Annotated in this window: 20 protein-coding genes; 11 read left to right on the top strand and 9 right to left on the bottom strand. The window is 39.5% G+C overall.

From position 1 onward, the window contains the following. Window positions 1-26 precede the first annotated feature (26 nt). From trpD to SFU91_09200, 3 genes are read right to left on the bottom strand one after another with little or no spacing between them, the layout of a single operon-like run. Entirely contained in the window at window positions 27-1,073 is a 1,047-nt protein-coding gene (trpD, locus tag SFU91_09210; protein MDX2129199.1) for an anthranilate phosphoribosyltransferase, read from the bottom strand. 1 nt (window position 1,074) lies between these two features. Then, the gene (locus SFU91_09205; GenBank protein MDX2129198.1) at window positions 1,075-2,277 is read right to left on the bottom strand and encodes an aminotransferase class V-fold PLP-dependent enzyme; all 1,203 of its coding nucleotides are present in this window, start codon (window positions 2,275-2,277) and stop codon (window positions 1,075-1,077) included. Beyond that, entirely contained in the window at window positions 2,274-2,573 is a 300-nt protein-coding gene (locus SFU91_09200) for an antibiotic biosynthesis monooxygenase family protein (GenBank protein MDX2129197.1), read from the bottom strand. The genes SFU91_09205 and SFU91_09200 overlap by 4 nt, the downstream gene beginning before the upstream one ends. A gap of 121 nt (window positions 2,574-2,694) precedes the next feature. On the opposite strand from SFU91_09200, the gene SFU91_09195 reads away from it, so the two are divergent. Both SFU91_09195 and SFU91_09190 read left to right on the top strand, forming a co-directional pair. Further along, window positions 2,695-3,009, top strand: coding sequence for a hypothetical protein (locus tag SFU91_09195; GenBank protein MDX2129196.1), 315 nt, complete (start codon window positions 2,695-2,697; stop codon window positions 3,007-3,009). A gap of 229 nt (window positions 3,010-3,238) precedes the next feature. Further along, window positions 3,239-3,772: an NUDIX hydrolase gene (locus SFU91_09190; GenBank protein ID MDX2129195.1), complete on the top strand. Its 534-nt coding sequence runs from the start codon at window positions 3,239-3,241 to the stop codon at window positions 3,770-3,772. Here the strand turns inward: SFU91_09190 and SFU91_09185 are convergent, their stop codons facing one another. The 3 genes from SFU91_09185 to SFU91_09175 form a co-directional block, all read right to left on the bottom strand. Then, complete coding sequence (locus tag SFU91_09185; GenBank protein ID MDX2129194.1) at window positions 3,773-6,058, bottom strand: WD40 repeat domain-containing protein; 2,286 nt, start codon at window positions 6,056-6,058, stop codon at window positions 3,773-3,775. Between the two features lie 91 nt (window positions 6,059-6,149). Beyond that, window positions 6,150-7,613 (bottom strand): radical SAM protein, encoded by a 1,464-nt coding sequence (locus tag SFU91_09180; protein ID MDX2129193.1) that lies wholly within the window; start codon window positions 7,611-7,613, stop codon window positions 6,150-6,152. Window positions 7,614-7,617: 4 nt separating this feature from the next. Beyond that, window positions 7,618-8,937, bottom strand: coding sequence for a BCD family MFS transporter (locus SFU91_09175; protein MDX2129192.1), 1,320 nt, complete (start codon window positions 8,935-8,937; stop codon window positions 7,618-7,620). A gap of 235 nt (window positions 8,938-9,172) precedes the next feature. Between SFU91_09175 and SFU91_09170 the strand changes: the two genes are divergently transcribed. Beyond that, the gene (locus tag SFU91_09170) at window positions 9,173-10,108 is read left to right on the top strand and encodes a DUF3108 domain-containing protein (protein ID MDX2129191.1); all 936 of its coding nucleotides are present in this window, start codon (window positions 9,173-9,175) and stop codon (window positions 10,106-10,108) included. A 56-nt stretch (window positions 10,109-10,164) separates the two neighbouring features. Here SFU91_09170 and SFU91_09165 read toward each other — a convergent pair whose 3' ends face one another. Continuing rightward, the gene (locus SFU91_09165; protein ID MDX2129190.1) at window positions 10,165-12,660 is read right to left on the bottom strand and encodes a glycogen/starch/alpha-glucan phosphorylase; all 2,496 of its coding nucleotides are present in this window, start codon (window positions 12,658-12,660) and stop codon (window positions 10,165-10,167) included. Between the two features lie 239 nt (window positions 12,661-12,899). Between SFU91_09165 and SFU91_09160 the strand changes: the two genes are divergently transcribed. Together SFU91_09160 and SFU91_09155 are read left to right on the top strand one after the other, a co-directional pair. Further along, entirely contained in the window at window positions 12,900-13,064 is a 165-nt protein-coding gene (locus SFU91_09160) for a hypothetical protein (protein ID MDX2129189.1), read from the top strand. Between the two features lie 37 nt (window positions 13,065-13,101). Further along, a complete protein-coding gene (locus SFU91_09155; protein ID MDX2129188.1) occupies window positions 13,102-13,977 on the top strand; it encodes a metallophosphoesterase in 876 nt (291 codons plus the stop codon). Between the two features lie 67 nt (window positions 13,978-14,044). Here the strand turns inward: SFU91_09155 and ccsA are convergent, their stop codons facing one another. Beyond that, window positions 14,045-16,369 (bottom strand): cytochrome c biogenesis protein CcsA, encoded by a 2,325-nt coding sequence (gene ccsA / locus SFU91_09150; protein MDX2129187.1) that lies wholly within the window; start codon window positions 16,367-16,369, stop codon window positions 14,045-14,047. 170 nt (window positions 16,370-16,539) lie between these two features. Here ccsA and SFU91_09145 point away from each other — a divergent pair, with 170 nt between their 5' ends. After that, the gene (locus SFU91_09145) at window positions 16,540-17,628 is read left to right on the top strand and encodes an adenosine deaminase (protein MDX2129186.1); all 1,089 of its coding nucleotides are present in this window, start codon (window positions 16,540-16,542) and stop codon (window positions 17,626-17,628) included. 447 nt (window positions 17,629-18,075) lie between these two features. On the opposite strand, the gene trpE is transcribed toward SFU91_09145, so the two are convergent. After that, the gene (trpE, locus tag SFU91_09140) at window positions 18,076-19,572 is read right to left on the bottom strand and encodes an anthranilate synthase component I (GenBank protein MDX2129185.1); all 1,497 of its coding nucleotides are present in this window, start codon (window positions 19,570-19,572) and stop codon (window positions 18,076-18,078) included. A 214-nt stretch (window positions 19,573-19,786) separates the two neighbouring features. On the opposite strand from trpE, the gene SFU91_09135 reads away from it, so the two are divergent. The 5 genes from SFU91_09135 (at window position 19,787) to SFU91_09115 (ending at window position 24,870) form a co-directional block, all read left to right on the top strand. Next, window positions 19,787-20,485 (top strand): Crp/Fnr family transcriptional regulator, encoded by a 699-nt coding sequence (locus SFU91_09135; protein ID MDX2129184.1) that lies wholly within the window; start codon window positions 19,787-19,789, stop codon window positions 20,483-20,485. Between the two features lie 113 nt (window positions 20,486-20,598). Beyond that, window positions 20,599-21,396, top strand: coding sequence for a M23 family metallopeptidase (locus tag SFU91_09130; GenBank protein ID MDX2129183.1), 798 nt, complete (start codon window positions 20,599-20,601; stop codon window positions 21,394-21,396). Between the two features lie 9 nt (window positions 21,397-21,405). Continuing rightward, on the top strand, window positions 21,406-22,671 hold the full coding sequence (locus SFU91_09125) for a competence/damage-inducible protein A (protein MDX2129182.1): 1,266 nt from the start codon (window positions 21,406-21,408) through the stop codon (window positions 22,669-22,671). A 2-nt stretch (window positions 22,672-22,673) separates the two neighbouring features. Continuing rightward, complete coding sequence (locus SFU91_09120; protein MDX2129181.1) at window positions 22,674-23,543, top strand: TIGR00730 family Rossman fold protein; 870 nt, start codon at window positions 22,674-22,676, stop codon at window positions 23,541-23,543. Window positions 23,544-23,550: 7 nt separating this feature from the next. Continuing rightward, window positions 23,551-24,870 carry an aminoacetone oxidase family FAD-binding enzyme gene (locus SFU91_09115; protein ID MDX2129180.1) on the top strand — a complete coding sequence of 440 codons (1,320 nt, stop codon included), beginning with the start codon at window positions 23,551-23,553 and terminating at the stop codon, window positions 24,868-24,870. Window positions 24,871-24,872 lie beyond the last annotated feature (2 nt).

Raw genomic sequence — 24,872 nt, 5'->3', positions numbered from 1 at the left:
AAATTAACTCTACAAATTTACAGATATTATGTTTGAACCGATGAAGAAAGGTTTTGTGTGGCTACCAATGTTTCCCTAAGAAATGTTTTCATTTTTCCACTTTCAATAACATCTCTTGCAATATCAATACCATCTTTAATGGAGTCGGTTTTTCCGCTAATGTAAATCGACATCCCTGCCGAAAGAAGCGCGGCTTCTTTAATGGCATCGGAAACTTGATTCTCTGCGAGGTGCCAAATAATTTGAGCATTTTGTTTTAAATCCCCACCTTCAATATCCGAAAGCTGCCATCGCTTGAGCCCAAAGTCTTCCGGAAAGACCGTGTAATTAGTCACCAATCCTCCCTTTAATTCTGAGATTACTGTTGCACCGCAAATGCTTGGTTCATCAAGTGTTACCCCTTCAGCAGTAAGACCGTGAATGATGAGACAGTGTTCACTCCCAAGTTGACGAAGCACTTGCGCAAAGATTCCGGTGAGACCTTTATCATAGACACCGATGACCTGTCTTAAAACCCCGGCCGGATTACACATAGGGCCGATCACATTAAATATGGTTCGTAGTCCCAATTCCTTTCGAACAGGAGCAACGGCTTTCATAGATTTATGATAAACCGGCGCATAAAGAAAAGCAAAACCCGTTTGTTCAAAAAGAGCTTTCGTTTTGTCACTATCTAAGTCAATCTTAAATCCAATAGATTCTAAAACATCCGCACTGCCACATCGGCTAGAGGCAGATCGATTTCCGTGCTTGGCTATCTTTACTCCTGCAGCCGCGGCAATCAGCGCAGAAGCCGTTGATATATTAAAAGTACCTGCACCGTCGCCTCCGGTTCCGCAGGTATCAACAGAATTTTCATCTAGCTGAATTTTTGTGCTCTGACTTCGAACCGCCTTCACGGCGCCGATAATTTCTTCACTTGTTTCTCCCTTTTGGCGAAGTAGAACGAGAAACGCGGAAATCAAGATATCCGATGTCTCTCCTCGCATCACTTGCAGCACCACTTCTTCAATATCCAAGGCTGAAAGATTTTCTCCATTGAGGAGCGTAACAACCGCTTCTTTAATTGTCATTTTAATGGTTTACTACCGATTTAATTTCTAAAGCTAGTTCTTTCATTTCATCAAGTGAATTATAAAAATGCGGGGAAATTCTTAAAACGCCTCCTCGAGCCGATACCTCAATCTTTTTTTCCAACAGTTGTGAAACCACACGATCAGGATTTTCAAAACCATTTACTGATACAATACCCGAGCGCTGATTAACCGCGTTTTTTAAAACACATCGAAGCCCTTTGTCTTCAAGTTCATTGATGAGTGTTTCTGAAAGGTCTAACAGCTTTTGTTCAAGATTGAACTTCCCGATTTCCTCAAAAATGGTGAAGGCTTCATTCATTCCGGCAAGCCCCGCCCAATTGTAAGTTCCCAATTCAAACCGCTTGGCTTCCTTTCGTAAAGATTGATTGAAGTTCATCAAATCCCACGGTTCTTCAACACTCAACCATCCCCAAAATGATGTTTCTATCCTTTCAAGCAATTGATCAGAAATGTAGAGAAATCCTGTTCCCATCGGTGACATCCCCCATTTATGACACCCTGCCGCAAGAAAATCAATCTGACTCTCAATACAAGAGATAGGCATTGCCCCTATTGCTTGAATTGCATCCACAGAAAACAAAGTCCCGTTTCGATGACATGTTTCTGAAACTTGCTTTAAATCGATTCTCGCCCCAGTGATGTATTGAACATAGCTTAAAGAAAGGAGTTTCGTTTTTGGGGTGAGTCTCTGCTGAATCGCTTCAAGTGAAACCGTTCCATCGGTATATGGAATAAAGTCGATTTCGACTCCTTTCGCTTTCAAGTTCAAAAATGGATAGATATTTGAAGGAAAGTCTTGTTCATAAAGAAGAATTCGATCACCTGCATTCCACTTTAAGCCTTGCGCTAAAACATTCAACCCATAACTGGTGTTTGGAATAAACGCCACATTGCTCGAGTTAGCCTCAATTAGTCTTGCAACGCGATTCCGCAATACATTTGATAGCGGCATCAAATCGGTTAGGTAGTTTTCGATATCGCCATTATTCCACTCGTGGAGTTGAGATTTTACCGCTTGAACCACTCGGTTTGATAACGGTGAAACGGCAGCGTGATTGTAATATTTTTGATTTGAAAGATGCGGAAAGTTTGACCTATAGCTCTCCGTAATAAATTGTAAGGCAATTCCAGTTTGAAGAGGCTTTTGGGAAAAGTTTAAGACTGATTGGTTTGATATCATGAATTTTGTAGCGGATGAATTTCATAACTGTGTGCGACTGCTTTGCTGCTCTGCATCATTTTGACCTTTGCCCAAGTTTCCTTAAAAAAATCACTCTGACGATAGGATTCCAAAGCTTCTTTCGACTCCCACGCACTAATGGTAGCATATGTAAATTCGGCATCTACATCATGATACAAACCGACGGAGTGACATCCCTCAACAGCCTTAATTTTTGGAGCGATACTTGTATAAAGAGCCAAGAATCGCGACACTTCTTCCGGTTTGAATGTCATTCGAACCATTCGAACAATCATAAATCAGCCACTAAATTAAGTCAATCCTTATTGAAAGATTGCAAAATACAAAACTTGACTTGAGAACATTTACTCTTTTGAATGCATTATTTTAGTTATGCAAATTGAACGCTTTACTTAAATGCTGAGTGAATCCGAAGAAACAATATTAGATAACCTCCATTTTGTTGCAACCTTTACAGATTTAATGGATGAATGTCATTTATCTCGTGAACTGCTTGCACAAACGTTGAATAGCCTATTAACCAAGCGATTGATTGATATATTAGAGTGGAGTGAATTTGAAGAAGATTATGTAAGAATTGAACGGGAGGCAGATTTAATTCCGTTTTATCAAGAAATTGTGAACCGACTTTTAGTTTCTGACAAACTGGCCTCACAATATTATTTTTTGGCAACCAAGAAGGGCCTTCAAGCGATTCATCATTCTTCATGACAAGTTGAATCAAGTATGAAAAAAATTACCTGCAATCGGTGTTGGACAACCAAGCCATCGAGCGATTTCAAAGTTGAGTTGAACGGCAAGCAACTCTTCCACGATTTTTGTAAATCATGCCGCAGCGACATCAATCACTGGCGAAAAGAAGAAGCTTTTTTTACAATTGTCTCACTCTACGACTTACCAAAGCGGTCAGTTCCTAAAAAAAAGTTATCGCGATAACCCAATGATCGATATTCAATCAAACCTTTCCCCAAAAGGAAAAATTAGACTGCGCGTTTGCGGAATTTTGCAAAATGGAAATTCGATTGCACTTGTAAAGCACAAACGATTTTTTAACAACAAGCACTTTCCTGAGGAAGCGTGGATATTGCCGGGAGGTGCTTTAGAATTTGGAGAGAGTATTGAAAATGGGGTTAAACGAGAAGTCTTAGAGGAAACAGGGATTCTTTGTTCCGTTGGAAAACTTCTTTTTATCAAAGAACTCATTTTCCCTTATGAAACTCAAAACACGGGGTGTGCAGACTTTCATTCATTAACGCTTGGGTTTCATTGCCTTGCTGTTGAAGGAGAATTAAAAACAGGATATGACCCTGAATTTAATTTATCTGAACAATTGATTCTTGAAACAAAATGGCTTGAAGTAAAGGATTTTGATCGAGAGCCGCTTTTTCCTCCATTCTTAAATCATTTCCTGAAAGAAGGAATTGAAAACGGGTTTCAAACGATGAATTTTTCTTTCTTTACAGGCGCTGAGTAGTTAATATCGACCTCTTCTTCGATCACCTTCACCAATCCAAACGGCATCTGTTTTGCGGGAATTATTTCCTTCAATGGCATCTTCTTTCTCCTCCGCTTCTTTTAACTTTTCAATTTGCTCGCGGATTGATCGTTCAAGAGGAATAAAATCCAAAACAGAAGTTGGCCGCGCTGCAAAGACCTTGATATCTTTTTCACTTGTCGAGAGTGCGAGTGTATTGCCATCGGGGCTAAATGTCACATGATAAAAATTTCCTGCGAAGGATTGGAGTTCCACACCGGTTTCGGTATCCCAAAGTTTTATTACCGAGATTTGTGTTCTACGGTTATAACTGATTGAAGAAATGGTTTGACCGTCATGATTGAACGCAACATCCGAGACTCCCGTTATGTGCCCTTTCATTTCGCGAATTTTTTCTCCTGTCTCGACATTCCAAAGTCGAACAATTTTATCCCACCCTGCCGAAACTAATTTTTTACTATCAGGGCTGAAGGTTATGGATTCAATCACATGATTATGTCCTTCAATTTGCCGAATTTTTTCTTTGGTCTCGACATCCCAAATGATGATGGTTTTATCGTCACTACAAGAAGCTAAAAGCTTTCCATTAGGGGCATAAGTAACATAATTGACACTATCCTTGTGGCCTTTTAGCCGGTCTAATAATTCACCTGTGCTGCTATTCCATAAAATAATCGAAGCATCAACACTTCCCGAAGCCAACTGATTTCCATTTGGGCTAAATGCGACATTATTAATGCTTTGCTTGTGTCCAATAAGTGTAAAGAGTTCTTGTCCGGTTTTTGCATTCCAAAGTTTTATGGTTCGATCTGTACTTGCCGAGGCAAGCATCACACTATTGGTACTAAAAGCAAGTGAATAGACATACTCTTTGACCGAATGTCCCATCAAGGTTTGGAGTTCTTCACCCGACTTTGCTCCGGTAATCAATACTTTCCAACTGGCTGAAGCTATAAATTGGCTATCGGGACTAAATACCGTTGAATTTACTTTCAGTGTGTGACCATTGATGCTGTACTTATGATCAAAAGATGTCGGTAAAATTTTCCAATTTCGACCCTTCTTTAATTCATTTGAGGCCTCCAAAACCTCAAAGTAACTTTTAAGACCTAACTTTTTTTCGACTTCCTTTAGGATTGGAATTGCCTGACTCTCGGGAGACATTGTTTTGCGTGAATTCGCAATCGCCGTCTCGACTTCGCTCAATGCATTATCTCTCAAATTATTGAGAATCGGAAGCATCAGCGACTTGTGATACAACTCTTCATCGACAGAAAGCCGAAAAGCGAAATTGCTATCCGTTTCAATTACTTCCGAAAGAATTTTAACCGTGTCTGAATTTGAAGTCTCTCCACCAATAAACAATGTTGACTTTGCAAGCATATATCCCGCAGAGGGCGATTTCACTGAATTCCACGCTTTTGAAAAATATTTTTTTGCTTCAGTAAAGTTTTGATCTATGTAAGACGCCATCCCAGCTTCGTAAAGGGCTTTGGCCGTAACTTCCTTCAATAATTCCTCTTGCGAAAGCATCATTCCTTCGCTTCCATAATCCGCAAGTGCACATAGAATTCTTTTGAATGAACCAGTAATCTCTCCCTCTAATACCTTAACCACCTGTGAAAAACAAAAAAGTGCCCTTGGTAAATCAAGATGCTCCGGGCTGTAAAGGTGTATCATTCCTAAGCGATAAAGAAGAAGAAAATCTTTTTCACCTTCAGGCTTAGAGAGTGCATTTTCAATTTCATAAAGTGCCGTCTGAAATCCTCCGTTTGCAACAGTAGCATTTTGATAAGCATTGAAGCAACGGGTTACGCTAATAATTCTTTCATCATCCGGGTCAGGAATTCCTAACAAGATGGTCAAGTCATCACGAAGCATTGTAGCCACACGATTTTGATCAATAGGAAGAGCAAGCCTTTGGTCAAATACAGTGTAATACTTGTTTAGTAAAGTGCTTTTATTTTCTGAAAGCTCGTGCTTAATCGTCTCTAACAATTTTAGATTGGCTTTCAATCCATCAATTAGCGATCCAGCCACAATTTGAGCGGCTTGATACATTTCACGCGCACGTTTCCCTTTAGGGTCATTTGACCCTTTCGTTTTTGCAGTTTCATTAATAGCACGAATATCACCATCATAAACTTGAGCAACTACGCTCAACGAGTTTAAGAGGTTCATCCCGTATTGACGGTCATTCAAGAACCCCTTATATTGAGAGGAGGGAGACGTGGAAAGATTCGGTTGAAAATAGAAATTTGCCATATTGGAGTATTCTCTTTAAAAACTTAATCGAAGTATTGGGAAATCAACTTGGATTGTTGTTTTTGATTCATTCAAATGGGAATTCAGACACTTACTTACTTTCAAGTAAAACGGAATTTTCAATATAATTATTTTCCGTATTACTACTCCCAACCCACCCTTGAAGTTGGTGAGTTAAATCACGTCTTGAAAGCCCGTACATGTGAATGTACGCTAAATTGAATGCCAAAATCGCTTGTTTAATTGAAGGCGCATCAATCGTTCTTTGAAGGGCACCTTTCAGCGAAAAAATATCTTTAGTCAGTTCACAATAGCTTAAAATAAAATCTGAAGGGTCAATATTTTTTGGCTTGCAAAGTAACTCCTGACCCCAACTATAACGAAAGGCGTAGATATCATCTGAAGGAAAAAGCAATCGCCCTTCAGATTTTAACCGGTCAAAAAGTGCCGTTCCCGGAATTGGTCTTAAAATATTAATCCCCGGAACATCAACTCCCGACTCCTTGATAAAATCTTTGAGCAATTTTGGTGTTTCAAGCGTATCACCATCAAGACCATAAATAAAACTCCCATAAACACATATTCCAGCTTTTCGAATGGCTTGGATATTCTTAAGTAGTTGCGACTCTTTATTCTGCACCTTCCGGTGCTCATGATTCGACTTATCCGTTACACCTTCAATACCTAAGAGTAACCCCTTACAACCTGAAAGTGAAAAAGCTTCAAGGAGTTCTGTTTGAGACCCAAGCATTGTTGTGGCTTGTCCAACCCATTGGATTTTATAGGGAATTAATCGTTTGAAAAGGGCAAGAGAATACTTAGGGTCTGCATTCATTGTATCATTGACAAAAAAGAAAACCCGTTGATCATCCTTGAGAAAATTTTCAACCTCCTTAACAACATGATCGATGGGGCGATGTCGCATTCGATTTCCGTTCATAACATACACATTGCAAAAATCGCATCGATAAGGGCAGCCTCGTGAAGTTTGAATCAAATTTGTTGTGAAATAATTTGAGATGTGAATTGCTCGTTTTGAAACAGGAGCAATTTTCTCCAAATCTGGTGAAGTTTGCGATTCATATCTCGATTTCAGAGAATCATTTTTGAGATCATCCAAAACTTGAGGCCATAATTCATCGGCTTCTCCCAAGACAATTGAATCTGCATATTCTCTCACGGAATCAGGAAAAAGGGTTACATGAGGACCTCCATAAATAATTTTTGCGCCACGCGTTCGAAATAATTCAGAAACTTCAAAGACTGTTTTAGCAAGCCCCGTATGGACTGTAAACCCGACCATATCCCAATTTTCATCAAGCGGAAGGGCATCGAAACGAAGATCACAAATTTTTATTTCAACTCCGGGGATATCAACTGAACTCAACATCATGAGAGCCATTGGAGGAACGGCAAATTGACCCCGTTTCAAAACGGATTCGAAAACGCTGTCTTTAATCTTTCCAAACAAGTTTTTCTTGGCGTTGGTAACTGAGCGTGGCCCATCAACACCACTCGCTGAACGGGTAAAAACTAAGAGGACTTTTTTTTTCATTACTTTAATCGGCAGCTGTTGCTAATACTTCTTCTAATTTTACTTTTGATTCTGCCTCAAAATTCTCTTTTGAAATAGAAGGGAGCATTGAGGTTGAAATTGTAAATGCTCCAATAACGAGTAGGAAAATGATTGTATAACCCATCATAGGGTTTGCAAAAAAATGAAGCATTATATCTCGAATAGCACCGACTCCCGTTCCGGAAAGAAACATTGCAAGGCTTTGTGCAGTCCCCCAAAGGCCAACATACAATCCGCTTCTACCGGCGTTCATCATCATCATCATCACTATATTCCCAACCGTGCAAAATCCCAATCCAACACCGACAAGTATTAACGACGGTATCAATAACTTTTGCAGTTGAAAAACACCCGCAGAAATTAGAAGCGTATATCCTACCGTCGCCACAGCATTCCCTACCAATACCGCTTTTTTGATTCCAAAACGATTAATAATAAATCCTGTTAAAATCATAAAAAGGAGCTGAGGCAGCCCAAGGTACTGACGGAATTTTGTCGTCTCGCTCACACTTAAACCCAATACATCGGCGCCGAAAGGCTCAAGAATAAGTTCTGTTCCAAATGCAGCAAAAATTGAAATGAAGATGTAAAAAGCGAATTTTTTTGTTAAGGGAGAGGCATTTATCAACTTAAGAGAGGCGAGAAAAGTGAGTGTTTCATTGGATATATTTTTTATGCTTTCATCCGTTCGATCTTCCACCCCAATGATCGTTACAAAGCCAATTGCGATTGAAATCAAACTTGCGGTTTGGAGCGCTGAAACAAACCTTTCTTCCGAAAATTCTTTCAAATACGACGACATTAAGACCGAAGTAACAATTCCCCCAAGAACCATTAATGTCCAACTCATTGCTGCGACCTTTGGAATATTTTTTTCTCCTGCGATATCTGCAATAAGCGCATAGTAGGCTGTCAATGAAGCATTATAACCGATTCCGAAAATCGTAAATGCAATCAATAACTTTAGAATACCAAGCATATAGTTGCTCTGAACTTCAAAGGCTGTTGGTGCAATGAAGTAAAATGAAATCGCCGATGCCAGTAACCCGCCAAGAATAAACGGCGTTCTTTTATAACCCAAAAAATGTGTTTTATCGGAGAGATTTCCGGCCCAAATTTTAATCCCAATCAGAGCCATAATTTCTCGAATCCCAATGAGACTCCCCACAATCCAAGCTGCAATTGAGAGTTCTATGGTCATCACGCGATTCAGGGTGTCGGTAAGAATAAAGTAGATTATACCCAAAGAAATTTGAAAGAGGGTCAGGCGGGCGAGATTGATAAAGCCCGTATTTCGATTCATTTTCGTCATTCTCCTTAAACTTTCGGTAAGTCATCCGCGCATAACGGATGAAATCATTGATAGGGTATAAAAGCTAATATGAATTATTTATTAATATTGGCTTTTGTTCATTTTTTCTAAGAATAATTTACCGCAAACCTTTGTTGAATCAAAAGAAAAATTCTACTCGTATGAATGAGTTCATTAATGTGTTGATTCTCACAAGAATTTTACCTAAATCGAAACATTGCTGTTTTTGAAAAAAGGTTATTTCTATGATGCTGTAACAAACAATACCATCCAACTGCTTAACTTGATGAATATGAAAGGACCTCGCGATATTACATTACATACAGCGGTCGCATTCTTCTTGGTTATTCCATCTTTTTTTTCTTTCAATAACTGCGAGGCTCAAACCCTTGCTTCAGGCATCGATACCCTATCGGCGAATCGAAATATAACCTCTCGAGCCCTAAGGCAAATTAGAAACACCGCTTATCATACCGGAGAAAAACTCGAGTTTCGAATCAAGTACACCGGCATCACAGCCGTCACAACTGAAATATCCGTCCCAAAAGACACCGTGATTCGTGGTCAAGACTGTTATCATATTGTTTATACCGCAAAAACAGTTCCTTTTTTTGAGAACTTTTTTCCGGTCAATGATCGATATGAAAGCATCATTCATAAAGAAGGGCAATATCCGATGTACTTCCGTCAGCAAATACGGGAAGGGAAATTTTCTCATGACGATGAAGTAGAATTTTTTCACGAGTCCGCCATTGCTCGTTCTTATCATCACAATAAAGACTTTCCAATGGAAGCATTTACGCAAGATGTTATTTCTGCCTATTTCTTTGTTCGAACCTTAAATCTTCGTTCTTATAAAAACGACGATGTGATTACAATTCAAAATTTTAGTAGTGACAAATCATTTCCTTTAATCATTAAAGTTCGTAATCGAGACTTACTTGAAACAGAAATTGGAACCGTAAGGACAATTGTTTTGGAGCCCCTTGTTCAAGGCCAAGGTTTATTTAAGAGTGAAGGAAAAATTTTGGTTTGGGTAACTGATGATGAAAATAAAGTGCCGGTCAAAATTTCAATGAAAGTGCCTGTTGGATCACTTTATGCCGAGATAATCAGTGCAACGGGTCTTAAAAACCCAATCACCTCGAAGTTGAACGAATAATCTTAACCAAAAAAGGAGCATTTTGTGCTCCCTTTTTGGTTACGGCAAAATTACCTTCAAATTTTTACCGGTATTGCTTTTAGCCTCCAAATTTCATCAGCATACTCAGAAATGGTTCGGTCGGTTGAAAACTTCGCAATCCTCGCGACATTTAGAATCGACATTTCATTCCACTTCTCTTGATTTCGATACGCTTCAGATGCCGCTTTTTGACAATTGATATACGACGCAAAATCAGCCAAAAGCAAATAACGATCATTTGAAATAAGAGAATCCACGATAGGCTTAAATAAGTCCGGCTGAGATGGTGAGAAAAATCCGCTTGCAATCAAATCCAAAATTTTCTTGATATCCGGATTGGATTGATAATAATCCATAGGGTTGTAACCGCGCGCTTTCAATGAATCCACCTCATCAACCGTCAACCCAAAAATGAAGATATTTTCATCTCCCACTTCTTCTTTAATCTCTACATTTGCCCCATCAAGTGTGCCAATCGTGAGTGCGCCATTCAAGGCAAACTTCATATTTCCAGTTCCTGAAGCCTCTGTTCCAGCAGTGGAAACTTGTTCCGAAAGATCAGCCGCTGGGATAATCTTTTCCGCAAGTGAAACTGAGTAATTCTCCAGAAAAATTACTTTTAATTGATCACCGATTTCATCATCAAAATTGACTTTATCACCGATGCTATTAATCAGTTTTATAATCAACTTTGCCATATAGTAACCCGGTGCTGCCTTACCCCCAAAAATGATGGTTCTTGGAGTAAATGGCGCTTTTGGATTTTCTTTCAATTGCATATAAAGATGAATCGCATGCAACGCGTTGAGCAGTTGGCGTTTGTATTCGTGAATTCTTTTCACTTGAATATCAAACATTGAATCCAGATTCACATTTAGATCCAAATGAGATTTGATGTGCTCAGCCAATCTTCTTTTATTGACCTGTTTGGCTTCATGCCATTCTTTTTGAAATGCTTTGTCTTTGGCAAAGGGTTCAAGCTTTTTGATTTCTTCCAAATGCTTACACCATCCATCCCCAATTTTCGAATCAATCAGATTTGATAGCGTCGGGTTGCAAAGCTTTAGCCAACGACGCTGTGTAATTCCATTGGTTTTGTTATTAAACCGCGACGGAAACATTTCATAGAAATCTTTGAAAAGCGTTTCTTTAATGATATCCGAGTGGATTGCAGCAACCCCATTCACCGAATGACTTCCGATAATGGCAAGGTTTGCCATTCGAATCAATTTTTCACCGCCCTCTTCAATTAAAGACATTCTCGCCACTCGGGCTTCATCTCCGGGGAACCTCCCGCGCACTTCTCCCAAAAAGCGATGATTGATTTCAAAAATAATTTGTAGGTGGCGAGGTAATACTTTTCCAAATAATTGTACCGACCATTTTTCCAAAGCCTCCGGCATCACCGTATGATTGGTATAGGCAAATGTTCTTTGAGTTATGCTCCACGCCTTGTCCCACGCCAAATGCTCCTGATCGATTAAAATGTGCATGAGTTCCGCTACGGCAATAGCAGGGTGCGTGTCATTTAACTGAATGGCAACTTTATTGGGGAAATCGTCAAAGGTTTTTCTTTCTTTTTTATAGCGGCGAATAATGTCTTGTAAAGATGCCGAGGCAAAGAAGTACTCTTGTTTCAGTCTTAATTCTTTTCCAAAAGCATTGTTATCATTTGGATAAAGCACCTTTGAAATGGTTTCTGTTTGGGCTTTTTCCTCGACTGACTTTGCATAGTCGCCACTATTGAAATATTCAAATTGAAACTCTCGTGTTGCTTTTGCTGCCCATAACCGAAGGTTATTCACCGTATTATTTTTATACCCCGGAATAGGATAGTCATAAGCCATTGCCACCACATCTTGTGTTTCTTCCCAAAGGGTTCTTAAAATTCCGAGGTGGTCGGTAAATTGATGAACTTTCCCGTAAAATTTTACTACATGAATCGACTCCGGTCGCTCAAACTCCCAAGGGCATCCGTAGCGGAGCCAATTGTCAGGTCGTTCCATTTGAAACCCATTGACAACCTTTTGAGAAAAAATTCCAAATTCATATCTAATTCCGTATCCATATCCCGGAAGCTCCATTGTGGCCATTGAATCCAAAAAGCATGCTGCTAAACGCCCAAGACCTCCATTTCCTAAACCAGCATCAGATTCCAATTCTTCCAAGTCTTCGAGGGAATACCCAAGTTCTGAGAGGCACTCTCGAACCTCTTTTTCCATCCCGAGATTCACAATTGAATTACTTAAACTTCTGCCAATCAAAAATTCCATCGATAAATAATAAAGTCTTTTGGCATCATGATTGTAATAGGTTTGTTGGGTATATAACCATCGCTCAATTAATCGGTCGCAAATGGAATGTGAAAGGGAGAGATATTTATCGCGGGCAGAGGCAGAATATTTATCTTTCGCGAGTGTGAATTCAAGATGACGGAAAAAAGATTCTTTAAGCGTTGTGACATCGTTTTGTGTAAATCCGTTTTTTTCCGGATGAACCTCTTTCTTCGCTGTTTTTGCCAATGGTGGCATAATTACTCCTTTCCCATTACGGTTTGCCGAGTTACCTCGATTTTGGTTGTTGAATCAGCGATGAAACTCGCCGGTTATTCGCATTTACTCTTTCTCTGCAAAAAATCCTTCGATATTGCAGTTTGCAAATTTAGGCATTTTATGCTGTCGTTTAATCCGATTTTTCGAAACCTCTTTTTCGTTTCTACCGGAAAAGAGTGTAATTTTAACATGTTGTTTCTAATTTATCCGTTTGTTGTATGGAAGTTATTGCGGGATACATCTTTCTTACCCTTGTCACATTTGCAGTTACGCTGCTTGTTGTCGGTATTTTTATTTGGATTATAGCAATCCTTAAAGAAGTTTATGATATCATATTAGAAAAATTGCATCTCAAAGAACCCCAAACCGACGAACAGGCTTAGGCATCAAGGTTTTTTGACTTAAGAAGGAATTGCCCTTATGATTAAGATTGCTCACATCTCTGATCTTCATCTCGATACTGAAAAGCGGCCGAATTGTATCGATGAAATCGAATTTCTTCTTGAAAAGATTTTAGAAACCGGGCACGATCATATCGCCATTACAGGCGATGTCGTGGATGTCGCCAACTATGATGACTTGTATCGGCTTCGCGAGGTTTTCCTTCGTCTTGGAATATTAAATTGGGAAAAGGTGACCTTAATCCCCGGCAATCATGACATTTTTGGAAAGTATGAAGTGATCCCTGAGGGATTTGCTGCAACACTTAAGACCACTGCCACTCGCGCAATGGAATCCAAGGGCTTGGGATACGCAAAAAAACTGCATGAGTTTTGCGACATTTTCCGCGAAACCATCACAGACGACACTGAAATCAAAGAATATTTCCCCTTCGTAAAAATTCTGACCAACGGTGAACTTAAGGTTTCTTTGATTTCATTTAATAGTGTGCTCGAATGGTCGTTGAACATTAATCCCACAGGGGCAAGAGGTTATGTTCACGCTTCCGAGCGGTTTGGAATTCGCCACCCCGATATCTTAAAATCACTTTCCGATACATTCCCGATTGCTTTATTTCATCACGCATATTTTTTGTTTGAACCAAAGTCGCCCACAGATAAAGCATTCATTTGGTCGATGGAGCTTATCGAAAAGGAAGCCTTTTTAGAAACTTTGAAGAAAATTGGGGTAAAAATTGCCCTACACGGTCATTATCATCGTCAAGAAAAATATTTGGTGGAAGATATCCTTTTTTTGAATAGTGGCAGTGTTAAACGAAGTGCTTCATCAATTAACTCTCTGACCGTTCACCCCGATTTTTCTATATCCCAATCTTTTCATCGACTTCACGACTAAAAAAAGCCCATCAATGATGGGCTTTAATGACGCTTAACACCTTAAACTCACCTACTTGCTTAAACTCCTACACCATCTCGTTTATTTCAGTTTTATCAACTTTCGACACTTCATTTTTAGTAACGCCCTTTGATAAAAAAACACGCTCCTTCCAACGGCGATAAATCGAAAAACCAAATCCTAAAAATACCAAGTAGGTGCCCATCCAAAGAACATTGATATAGGGTTTTGTAGAAGCTTCAATCAAAAGAGTTTCAGAAGGTTGATTGCTTTGATTTGGCAACCCAATTATATCCACAGCCACACGCCCATTTGACGCATCAATATTGGTTACGGCAAGTGAAATATCCGGTGCAGATTTCAATGCTGCCGTTTGAATTACAGGATCGCTGCCGGGAGCAATCACATAAACAGGTTCAATTGTTTCTAATATGCCATTATAGGTCACTGATAGCGTTGAAACGACACGAACCGGCGCGGCACCGCCTTGTGGATTTAAAGAACTTCTGGTAAAGTTGAATCCTGTAAATTGAACGGTAACGCCCTTAATCGTTTGACTTTCCCCCTTTTTTAAGATTAATTCGTTTTCACTTTTTTTAGTCATCAAATTGACCGGAGAGATATAAAAATCTTGCGTTGCAAAATGAAGCACGTCGGGGTTTTGAACGGTCATTCGCTGCGTTTCATACATTACAGGCATTGCCAAATAAACATCCTCGGGAGTCGTTTCAACTTCAATTCGAAATCCGCTTTTTGCACCTTCAATCAATTCCATTCCTGTGTATGTCAGCTTTTTGCCAAATGCCGTGACTGTTTCCCCTTTAGGAAGTTCTAAATGTTTATTTTCTCCATACTTTGCAGAGCCAATAATACCGAGCAACATTAAGCCAAGCCCGACATGCGTAATGCTTCCACCGGCAAAGCGAACATTGCCTTGTGCCACCTTCCAAAACACTTGAGCATTGGCAAATAATGAAAATGAAGCGGCAAGGGCTAAAAGAATCATTCCCGCATCACGCATACCCATCACCACCAAAAGAGAAGTAAAAATCATAGCAAGTGAAATCGGTGTAGAGATCGATTTAATAAGATTCTCTTTGTCGATTTTTTTCCACCAAATAAGCTGTCCAATAGCTGAAAGTAGGCCAATTAAAACGGCCAACGGAAGGGTTACGCGATTATAAAACTCGGGCAAAACCGGATCTGGTTTATCAGTAAAAAATCGGTTGATAATTGGGGCACTGGTTCCTGAAGCAACCACAATTGCAATCAAAAAAAGCACAACAGAACCGCAATGCAAAAAAAACTCTCTTGAATAGATTGAATCGCTTGAGGCTGTTGAGGGAATCGCTTTCAAGCGATAAAGCAAAAGACCAACCCCAATCAGCAAAAAAAGTACAAAAAAGGCAAGAAGTTGATTGTAAAGCCCTAAATCGGTGAAAGAATGAACAGAGAAATCAGCTAGGACGCCGCTTCGTGTTAAAAAGGCACTATATAAAACTGCTGTGAAAGCAAGGATGGCAAAAAGGATATTTGTTTTCTTTAATCCCCCATTCTTTTTTTGAACAATCATTGTGTGAATTAAAGAAACCGTCAAGAGCCAAGGCACAAGCGAGGAGTTTTCAACCGGATCCCATCCCCAATAACCACCCCAACCTAATACCTTATAGGCCCAATAGCCGCCCATCATAATTCCTGTTCCTAAAACAGCCGCACTTAAGAGAACCCACGGCATTGCCGGTCGAATCCAATCGTTGTATTTATTTTTCCAAACGGCTGCAATTGCAAATGCATACGGAACAATGAGTGACGAAAAACCGACAAACAACGTTGGTGGGTGAATCACCATCCAAGGGTTTTGAAGGAGTGGGTTTAAGCCATCACCTTCAGTTGGTATAGGACCTTGAACAAGGGCAAAAGGATCGCTTCCTAAAGTACCTAAACCCGGAACTTCAATCCCCAAAATCATCGATAACAAGAACGCTTGAGAGAGCATAAGAATCGCCATAACAGGGGCTTCGTATTCTTTTGCAGTTCTTATCAGAAAATAACCGAATAAACTTCCATAAAACATCCACAACATAAAACTGCCCTCTTGACCGGCATAAAAGGTAGAGAGTAAATAAAATGGGTTTAAATCTGTAGAGGAATAATGTTTCACATAATTGTATTGGAATTGATGAGTCCAAATCAGGGTAAGCAGGTGAATCCCATTAATGACAATTGCCCCGAGCATCACCCAGTACATTAATCGAGCCAATCTTTTCCATTCGTTTTCAAGTTGGCTGAACGCATTTGATTGAGCCGATCGATAATACGCAAAGGCCGACATAGCTGCTGCTGTAAAGCCAACAATCGTGACTAATTTTCCCGTTAAAAAATGAACGACCATAATAGTTATTGTTACTGCAAAAAAATCTTGTGAAGATACAGGAAGGTGCCGAAATCTTGAGTTCCTTCAGCCATACCTAACCGAGAAGAATTTTGCTTCGTTCAAATGAATTTCATTTCGACACTTACACTTATTTTAGCAAATTGAGCCAACATAAACACCTAAACAAAATGAAAAAATTATCTGATGAAATTCTTCGGCTTGCCCCAAAGGTGTTGCTTCACGAACATCTTGATGGTGGGCTTCGTCCTAAAACAATTATTGAACTGGCAAAAGATCAAAAATATACTGAGCTGCCTTCCTCTGACCCTGAAGCACTCGCAGAATGGTTTTTTCGAGGCGCAAGCCGTGGCAGTTTACCGGAGTATTTAGAGGGTTTTGCCCATACTTGTGCATTGATGCAAACCCCGGAAGCGCTTGAACGTGTCGCCTATGAACTGCTTGAAGACATGAAAAACGATGGAGTATGTTATGTTGAGATTCGATTTGCGCCAGTTTTTCATACTGGAAAAGGAATGCATTGGGAGGAAATTCTACGTTCCGTTCTTAAAGGATTAGAAAAGGGCGAGCGAGATTTTGGTGTAAAAGGAAGACTTATCATTTGTGCAATGCGGCATTTAGAAAGCCAGCATTCCTTGGATATGGCGCAGCTTGCCGTTGATTTTCGAGACCGCGGAGTAATTGGCTTTGACTTGGCAGGCGAAGAAGGCGGATATCCCCCAAAAAAACATGTTGAAGCTTTTCATTTTTGTCAACGAGCGAACTTCAGTATTACCATTCACGCGGGTGAGGGATTTGGAAAAGAATCCATTTGGCAAGCCATCCAGTGGTGCGGTGCGCATCGAATTGGACATGCTACGCGACTGATTGACGATATGGCCGTGCTCAATGGAGAGGTGATAAAATTCGGTTCGCTTTCTCAATACGTTCTTGATAAGCGAATTCCACTTGAAATTTGCCTTTCTTCTAATATTCATACCGGAGCGGCAAAGTCATTTGCAGAGCATCCGTTTGGCATTTTTTTCAAAAATAAATTTCGTGTGACCATTAATACCGACAATCGATTAATGAGTAACACAACCCTCTCCGAAGAATACCGAATCGCTCACCAGTTTTTTGGGCTTTCATTTGAAGATTTAGAGCGACTTTCCATCAATTCAATGAAAAGTGCATTTATTCCCTATTCAGAACGAGTCGATATGATTTATAATGTTATTAAACCGGGTTATGCAAAACTACGGGAGAAATTTGCCAGTTAATCTAATGTTCACTAAAGCGATTATTTGTGATCTAGATGGAACCTTAGCTCTTCACCACCATCGAAATCCATACGAGACTGGCAAATGCTTGGATGACAAGCCTAACCCTCCGGTTGCCTTCTTAATTGAAAGGTTGAAAACGGAATTCTCAATCTTAATTGTATCGGGCAGAGAGGAAAAGTTTCGTTCTATTTCAGAGGCTTGGCTTAACAAACATCAGATCCATTTTGATAAACTTTGGCTTAGGCCAAATTCAGATCTACGCAAAGACAGTATCATAAAAAGGGAAATATATTTGAGTTTTATTTCGCAACAATTCGACGTGTTTTTTGTTCTCGATGATCGAAATCAAGTTGTAGAGATGTGGCGAGAGATCGGTCTTACCTGCTTTCAAGTAGCTGATGGAAATTTCTAATTCAATCTCGATTAATTTCTCCACGACCTTTTTTATTTCTCGTGCTTTTGATTTTCAGGTATAAGATTTTCAACCGATCGAATACCGGCCTTCATCTTGCTTAAAGTTTCTTCAAATTCATTGATTGGAACTGAATCTGCAACAATTCCGCCTGCCGCTTGAAAATAAATTTTACCGGTTTTTGTCAGCATAGTTCGAATGGCAATGGCTGTTTTAAGGTTTCCATTGAAATCAAAATATCCAACCGCTCCACCGTAAAGACCACGACATTCATCTTCCAATTCAGAAATTATTTCCATTGATCTGATTTTCGGTGCTCCCGTTAGAGTTCCAGCAGGGAAACATGACCAAAATGCATCAAGAGGATGCAATTCTTCTTTTAAAATTCCTTTGACATTGCTCACAATATGCATCACATGTGAATATCTCTCAATGATCATAATTTCATTGGTATCAACACTCCCGGTTTTCGATATCTTTCCAACATCATTTCTGCTTAAGTCTATCAGCATTAAATGCTCCGCCAATTCCTTTTCATCGTGCAAGAGTTCTTCGGCAAGTGCTTTATCTTCCTCCAAAGTCTTTCCACGTTTTCTTGTTCCTGCAATCGGCCGAGTTTGGACAATTCTTTCACCACTTTCGTCGCGTTCTACACTGACCAAAAGTTCGGGAGATGATCCGATAATCTGTACTTTTCCCATTTCAAAGAAATAAAGATATGGAGAAGGATTTATGGTTCTCAGGGAGCGATAAACATCAAATGGGCGAGCATTTAAGGTTCGTGAAAGCCGTTGAGAAAGTTGAACTTGAAAAATATCTCCGGCTAAAATGTATTCCTTGGCAATGTTTACCTTATCAAGGTATTGCTTCTTTGTAACATTTGATGTAAGAAGCTCCGACTTTTCGCTTTTCAATTGAATTTCTTTTGTTGAAAGCGGGGCATAAATCAGTTTCTTCACCTCGCTAATTTTTCTTTCGGCATTCCTTTTTTCTCTTTCATCATTTCCTGTTCCTTTGAGATAATTGGAAATGATAAACAACTTTCGTCGGACATTGTCAAAAACAACTAAAGTGTCGTAAAAAAAAAGCGCGATGTCTGGAAGCTCAACCGGATGAGGGTTTTCTGGAATTTTAAACCGCTCAGTCAAATGTGCTGCATCATAGGTAAAAAACCCGAAGGCTCCAGAGGTTAGCATTTTCGAACTAATTTGCATTTCGTTTCGAACAAGATCAAGGGCAACTTTTAAGGCCTCTCGGACGTCCTGAATCCCCCTTATTTCTTCGGCAATTTTATCGAAGCGTTCGTCAAAAATCTTAACAGAAATCGCACCGGAAATCGTTGCTTCAAACTTCATAAACGGATTGATCCCGATATATGAAAACCGTGCGATTCGCTCCTCTCCCTCAACTGATTCAAGGAGACAGGAATATTTAGATTTCAACTTTAAATAAACAGAAACCGGTGTTTCTGTATCTGCCATCAATTCTTCAATTAATGGCTTAAAAATAAATGCATCTTTTGATTTCATTTTAGACGAAAAGAATCGAGGTAATCAGTAACGAAAAATTGAATGTAATATACTTTACACCTTTTTTCGCGAAGTTGTATTAAAAGCGATACGCAAAGATGATATTAGAAAAAAACAATCTGACTATCTATATTGAAGTTATTATGTAACTCGCACAATGCCTGCTGCTAAGGCGCGTTTTTCTATAATTTTATTAAAGCAAATACCATCCCAAATGATGGACAAGAAAGAGTTAATCCAACATTTAAGCGAGGTTACAATTTTTGAAACCCTTTCCGAAAAGGAAATAGGTGAAGTAATCGACCGTAGCCAAATGGTTTCTTTCAGAAAAGATGAGGTTATTATTTTTGAAAGTGAACAAGGAAATACTGTTTATGTGATTTTAGAAGGGATGGTTAAAATCTCCCGTACCAATGAAGAATCCAAAGAGGTGATTCTTGCTATTCTCACTGAACATGATTTTTTTGGCGAAATGTCTGTAATTGATGGCGCTGTTCGCTCCGCTGATGCAACAGCACTATCAAAGGTCAGTTTGTTAAAAATTTCAGATAATGTTTTTCTCGATTTGTTAAAAAAGCATCCCAATCTTTCGCTTGCTTTAATGAGGGAGTTGGTCATTCGATTAAGGAAAACCGATCATCAAATCAAAACCATCTCTCTTGCAGATGCCGTTGGGAAAGTCGCTTCTGTGATTATTCGCCTCGCCAATGATGTCGGACGGGTAAAGCGAGGAAGAGTTGAAATTGAAAATTTTGCCAGCCAGCAAGAAATTGCAAATTACGCCTCAACTTCCCGTGAAACGATTTCTAGAGTTCTCTCTATGTTTGAACGTGAAGGTTACATTGAGCGTGACATGAATAAAATTATTATCAATAATTTTGAAAACTTCAAGCAAACCTTTGGCATATCCTAATTTTCATTCCCCCTTTTCTATCCTTTATCATTCATGTCCTCTATCTTCGAATCACAACTTGCTTTCAAAAAATTACTTGTTGTTGAACCATTGAACTTCATCATTAAACAAGTATGAAAAAAAAGAAAAAGCCAATCGTGTATTCAGTATCAATTACACCTGATATTGGTGGAAGCGTAAAGACTTTTTCAAACATTACCCTAAAGAAATTTTGGACTTTTACGGTTCTTTATACTTTACTGATCATTCTTTCGACTTGCTTGTTTATCGTCTATACCCCGCTTCGGACACTTTTGCCGGGTTACAGTTTTTCCGATGAAAAGACTAAAGTCATTATGAGTCAACAATTACGAATAGATAGTCTTAATCGTAAAATGGCCACAATTGAAAATTATAATCAACGCGTCCTTTCACTTTTTGGAACCGGTTCTTTAGGAACTCCGGTTCAGGATGGGAAGCCTCGCGGAAACAATGAATCGGCAATGAATGTTAAACTTACTCGCCTCGCCGATATTGAGCGAAAGCCGATTGATGGTTCAAGCCTTCTTTCCATTCCCATTGTTCGCGGGAGATTATCTCAGAAATTCTCTCCTTTGACAAGTCATTACGGAATTGATATTTCCACTTCCTCCAACGAGCCGATTTCTGTCATTGCAGATGGGGTAGTACTTTTTTCGGATTGGATTAGTGATTTTGGCTACACAATCATAGTCCAACACGACTTTATCGTGAGTTTCTATAAACATTGCAATAGAATTCTTGTTCGTGAAGGAGAGCAAGTAAAAAAAGGTCAAACAATTGCATTAGCAGGTAACACCGGCTTAGAAAGTTACGGGGCGCATTTGCATCTAGAAATTTGGAAAGATGGTGTTCCTCAAAACCCTGAGAACTATCTTCATTTTGAACGGTAATTCAAGTATATGATTGCAGAAATTGTAACAATAGGTGATGAGTTACTTATTGGTCAAGTTGTTAATACCAACGCTTCATTTATTGCTAAAGAATTAGGTCGGATCGGAATCGACACCCGCAGAATTATTACAATCGGAGATTCATTTCAGGATATACATTCAGCATTAGCAGATGCACTTTCAAGAGCAGATGTAGTCATTATTACTGGTGGGTTAGGACCAACACATGATGACATCACGAAAAAGGCTGTTGCTGATTTTCTCGATTTAGGCATTGAATTCAATGAAGAGGCTTTTGAAAATTGTAAACGAATTTTTAAACATCGAGGCATTGCAATGCCTGAAATGAACCGCTCTCAAGGCGAGGTCATTGAAGGAAGTCTCGTATTTCAAAACTCACGTGGAACTGCTCCCGGAATGTTACTTTCAAACCTCAAAGCTTTTCCAAACCGCTACATTGTCATTATGCCGGGGGTTCCTGCTGAAATGGAAACAATGACCGTTTCATCTCTGATTCCATATCTTAAAGAACGCTCGGATACGTTTATTAAACATACAACCCTGCTTACTTCCGGCATTGGAGAATCCCCTCTTGCTGAAATGATTGGTGATGAATCCCTTTTTCTTGGAAAGATTTCAACCCTTGCCTACTTGCCTCAACTTGCAGGAGTAAAATTGAGAATTAGTTCAAAAGGAAAAGATCTTATTGAAGTTGAAAATGAGAACAGTCGAATTGTCTCTCACATTACGCAAAGAATAAGCTCTTTCTTGGTTTCAAGTGACGATAGAACCTTGGAGGAAATCGTATGCAATTTATTGGTTGAAAAAAATATTCGATTTGCAGCAGCTGAAAGCTGCACCGGAGGTTTGCTCTCTCATAAAATCACCAATATTGGTGGGGCATCACGGTATTTTGTGGAGTCATATATCGTTTACAATAACTTCTCAAAAAAACAGGCACTGGGAGTAAGGCAAGAAACACTCGATCAATTTGGCGCGGTCAGCGAAGAAGTTGCGAAAGAAATGGCAAAGGGTTGCCTCGAGCGTGCTGATGTTGATCTTGCGGTCAGCATTACAGGAATCGCCGGTCCCGGAGGAGGAAACGAACAAAAGCCCGTTGGCACAGTTTGGATTGGACTTGCAACATCTAACAAATTAGGAGACGAGTGCTATGCTCAAAAATTTACTTTCTCTACGGATCGAATCCGAAATAAAGAACTTTTTTCTAACACTGCACTGAATATGGTTAGAAAACATCTTATTCGTTTTGACTAATTATGCCACAAGAAAAATCAAATAAGAAACCTTCATCATTAAAAGCTTCTTCAAAAAAAGCAACCCCTTCTAAAGGAAAAAAAAATTTAGATGTGAAGTTTTCACGCGTTGGATCTAAGGTTGTTCGCCGAACAAATGCTTCCGGGTTATCAGTCTCACCCTTAAATAAAACTCAAAATAAAATTCATCTTTCTCCTTCTGCCTTAAAGGAATGGGGAGAGATGAGTCATGATGGTTGGCGCACGTTTCGAATTATGTCTGAATTTGTAACAGGGTTTGATAAGCTTTCAGAAGTTGGCCCAGCCGTCACAATTTTTGGCTCAGCAAGAATTAAAGAGACAGATCCTTTTTATAAACTCACCGTTCACTTAGCTAAACTTCTTGTGAAAGAAGGATTTGCTGTTATCACGGGTGGTGGGCCGGGAATAATGGAGGCCGGCAATCGTGGGGCACATGAATCCAATGGGGCTTCAGTTGGGCTGAATATCAAGCTCCCTTTTGAACAAAAATCAAACCCTTATGTTGATCCTGATAAATCCATCACTTTCAAATACTTCTTCGCACGGAAAGCAATGTTTATGAAGTATTCCCAAGCCTTAATTGTAATGCCGGGTGGATACGGTACTCTTGATGAGCTAACAGAGGCCTTAACTTTAATTCAAACCCAAAAGATTACAATGTTTCCTGTTATTCTTGTAGGAAAAACCTTTTGGAGCGGCTTAATCCATTGGATTAAGAAGGTTCTCATCGAAGAAAAGAGTTATGTGGGTGTTAATGATTTTGACTTTGTCTCCGTTGTGGATTCGCCTGAAGAAGCATTAAAAGTTATTAAAGAGTTTTACCCCGACGGCAATTACCTTCCAAATTTTTAACCTCGAAATGCCAACTCTTTCGATAATCGGTGGCGGGGCCGCCGGAATGTGCGCTGCAATTCGAGCTCGCCAAATCCAAAAAGAAAAATTTCCAAACTCAAATCTTCGTATAACGATTTACGAACGAAATCCTCGATTAGGGATAAAGATTAGGATTTCTGGAGGGGGCAAATGCAACATTACCCACGAAGGCGACATGATGGCTGTTCTTCGAGAAGGGTTTCAGTTAAGTAATGAAAAGAATTTTCTTAAACCTTCATTTTTCCATTTGTCCAATACACAAGTCTTGAATTGGCTTCATGAACGACATGTAGAAACCTATACACGCGATAACGGTCGAGTATTTCCCGTTTCGGGTCGGGCCGAAGATGTTTTAGAAGTTTTTGAGACCTTGCTTCAAGAAAATGAGATTGAGGTACTGACTTTTTCACGGGTATTAGATTTAAAACCAAAAGAGCAGGGGTTTTCATTGATCGTTGAAATCAAAGCGTTTGTCAAAGAGGTTTTCTCCGACTCAGTTATCATTTCAACAGGTGGGGTTTCATACTCAAAAACGGGAACCACCGGCGATGGAATCAAATTCGCCAAAAAAATGGGGCATAAAATCGAAAACCCCCTTGCCGCTCTTGCACCCATCTACTTTCATGAAAAACCAAAAAAGGATTGGGTTGGCGTTTCTTTGCGCGATGTAACTCTATTTGCAAGGAACTCTTCTAATGAAATTCCAAAGATACGTGGCGATGTCCTTATCACACATATAGGAATTTCTGGACCAGCATGTCTTTCGATTTCTCGACATGTTGCCGAAAATATTACAGCCAACCATACTGAAAAAAATTCTAACCCTTTTCCAATTGAAATGTGTGTGGATTTCTTACCCGAAAAAAATGAACAAGATCTACAACTTTCATTAATTGAATACGGCCAGCGAAATAGCACGCAACTCGTAAAAACGTTAATTGGTACGCTTATTCCAAACGCATTGGTTGAAGATTTTTTTCTTCAATCTGAAAACCAACTTGATCAAAAATGGAATTCACTTCAAAAAGAAAAACGAAAAAGTATTGCCTCAATACTTAAATCTTTCAAATTAGGTCGTGTTCTTGAGGTTCCAATTGAAAAGGGTGAGGTTTCTGCGGGTGGCGTCTCGCTCAAAGATGTAAATCCTAAAACAATGCAATCTAGGCTTATTCAAAATTTATATTTTGCCGGAGAAGTCCTTGATGTGGCTGGAGAAGTTGGAGGTTTTAATTTGCAAGCGGCATATTCAACCGGTTGGGTTTCGGGTGAACACGCCGCTTTGCAGATGCTTCAAAGTAAGGGATAAAA

This window comes from Chloroherpetonaceae bacterium (assembly GCA_033763895.1).
In the GTDB taxonomy this organism is placed as follows: domain Bacteria; phylum Bacteroidota; class Chlorobiia; order Chlorobiales; family Thermochlorobacteraceae; genus JANRJQ01.
The sequence above is the reverse complement of the archived record's forward strand: the minus strand, read 5'-3'. Positions and strand labels throughout refer to the sequence as shown.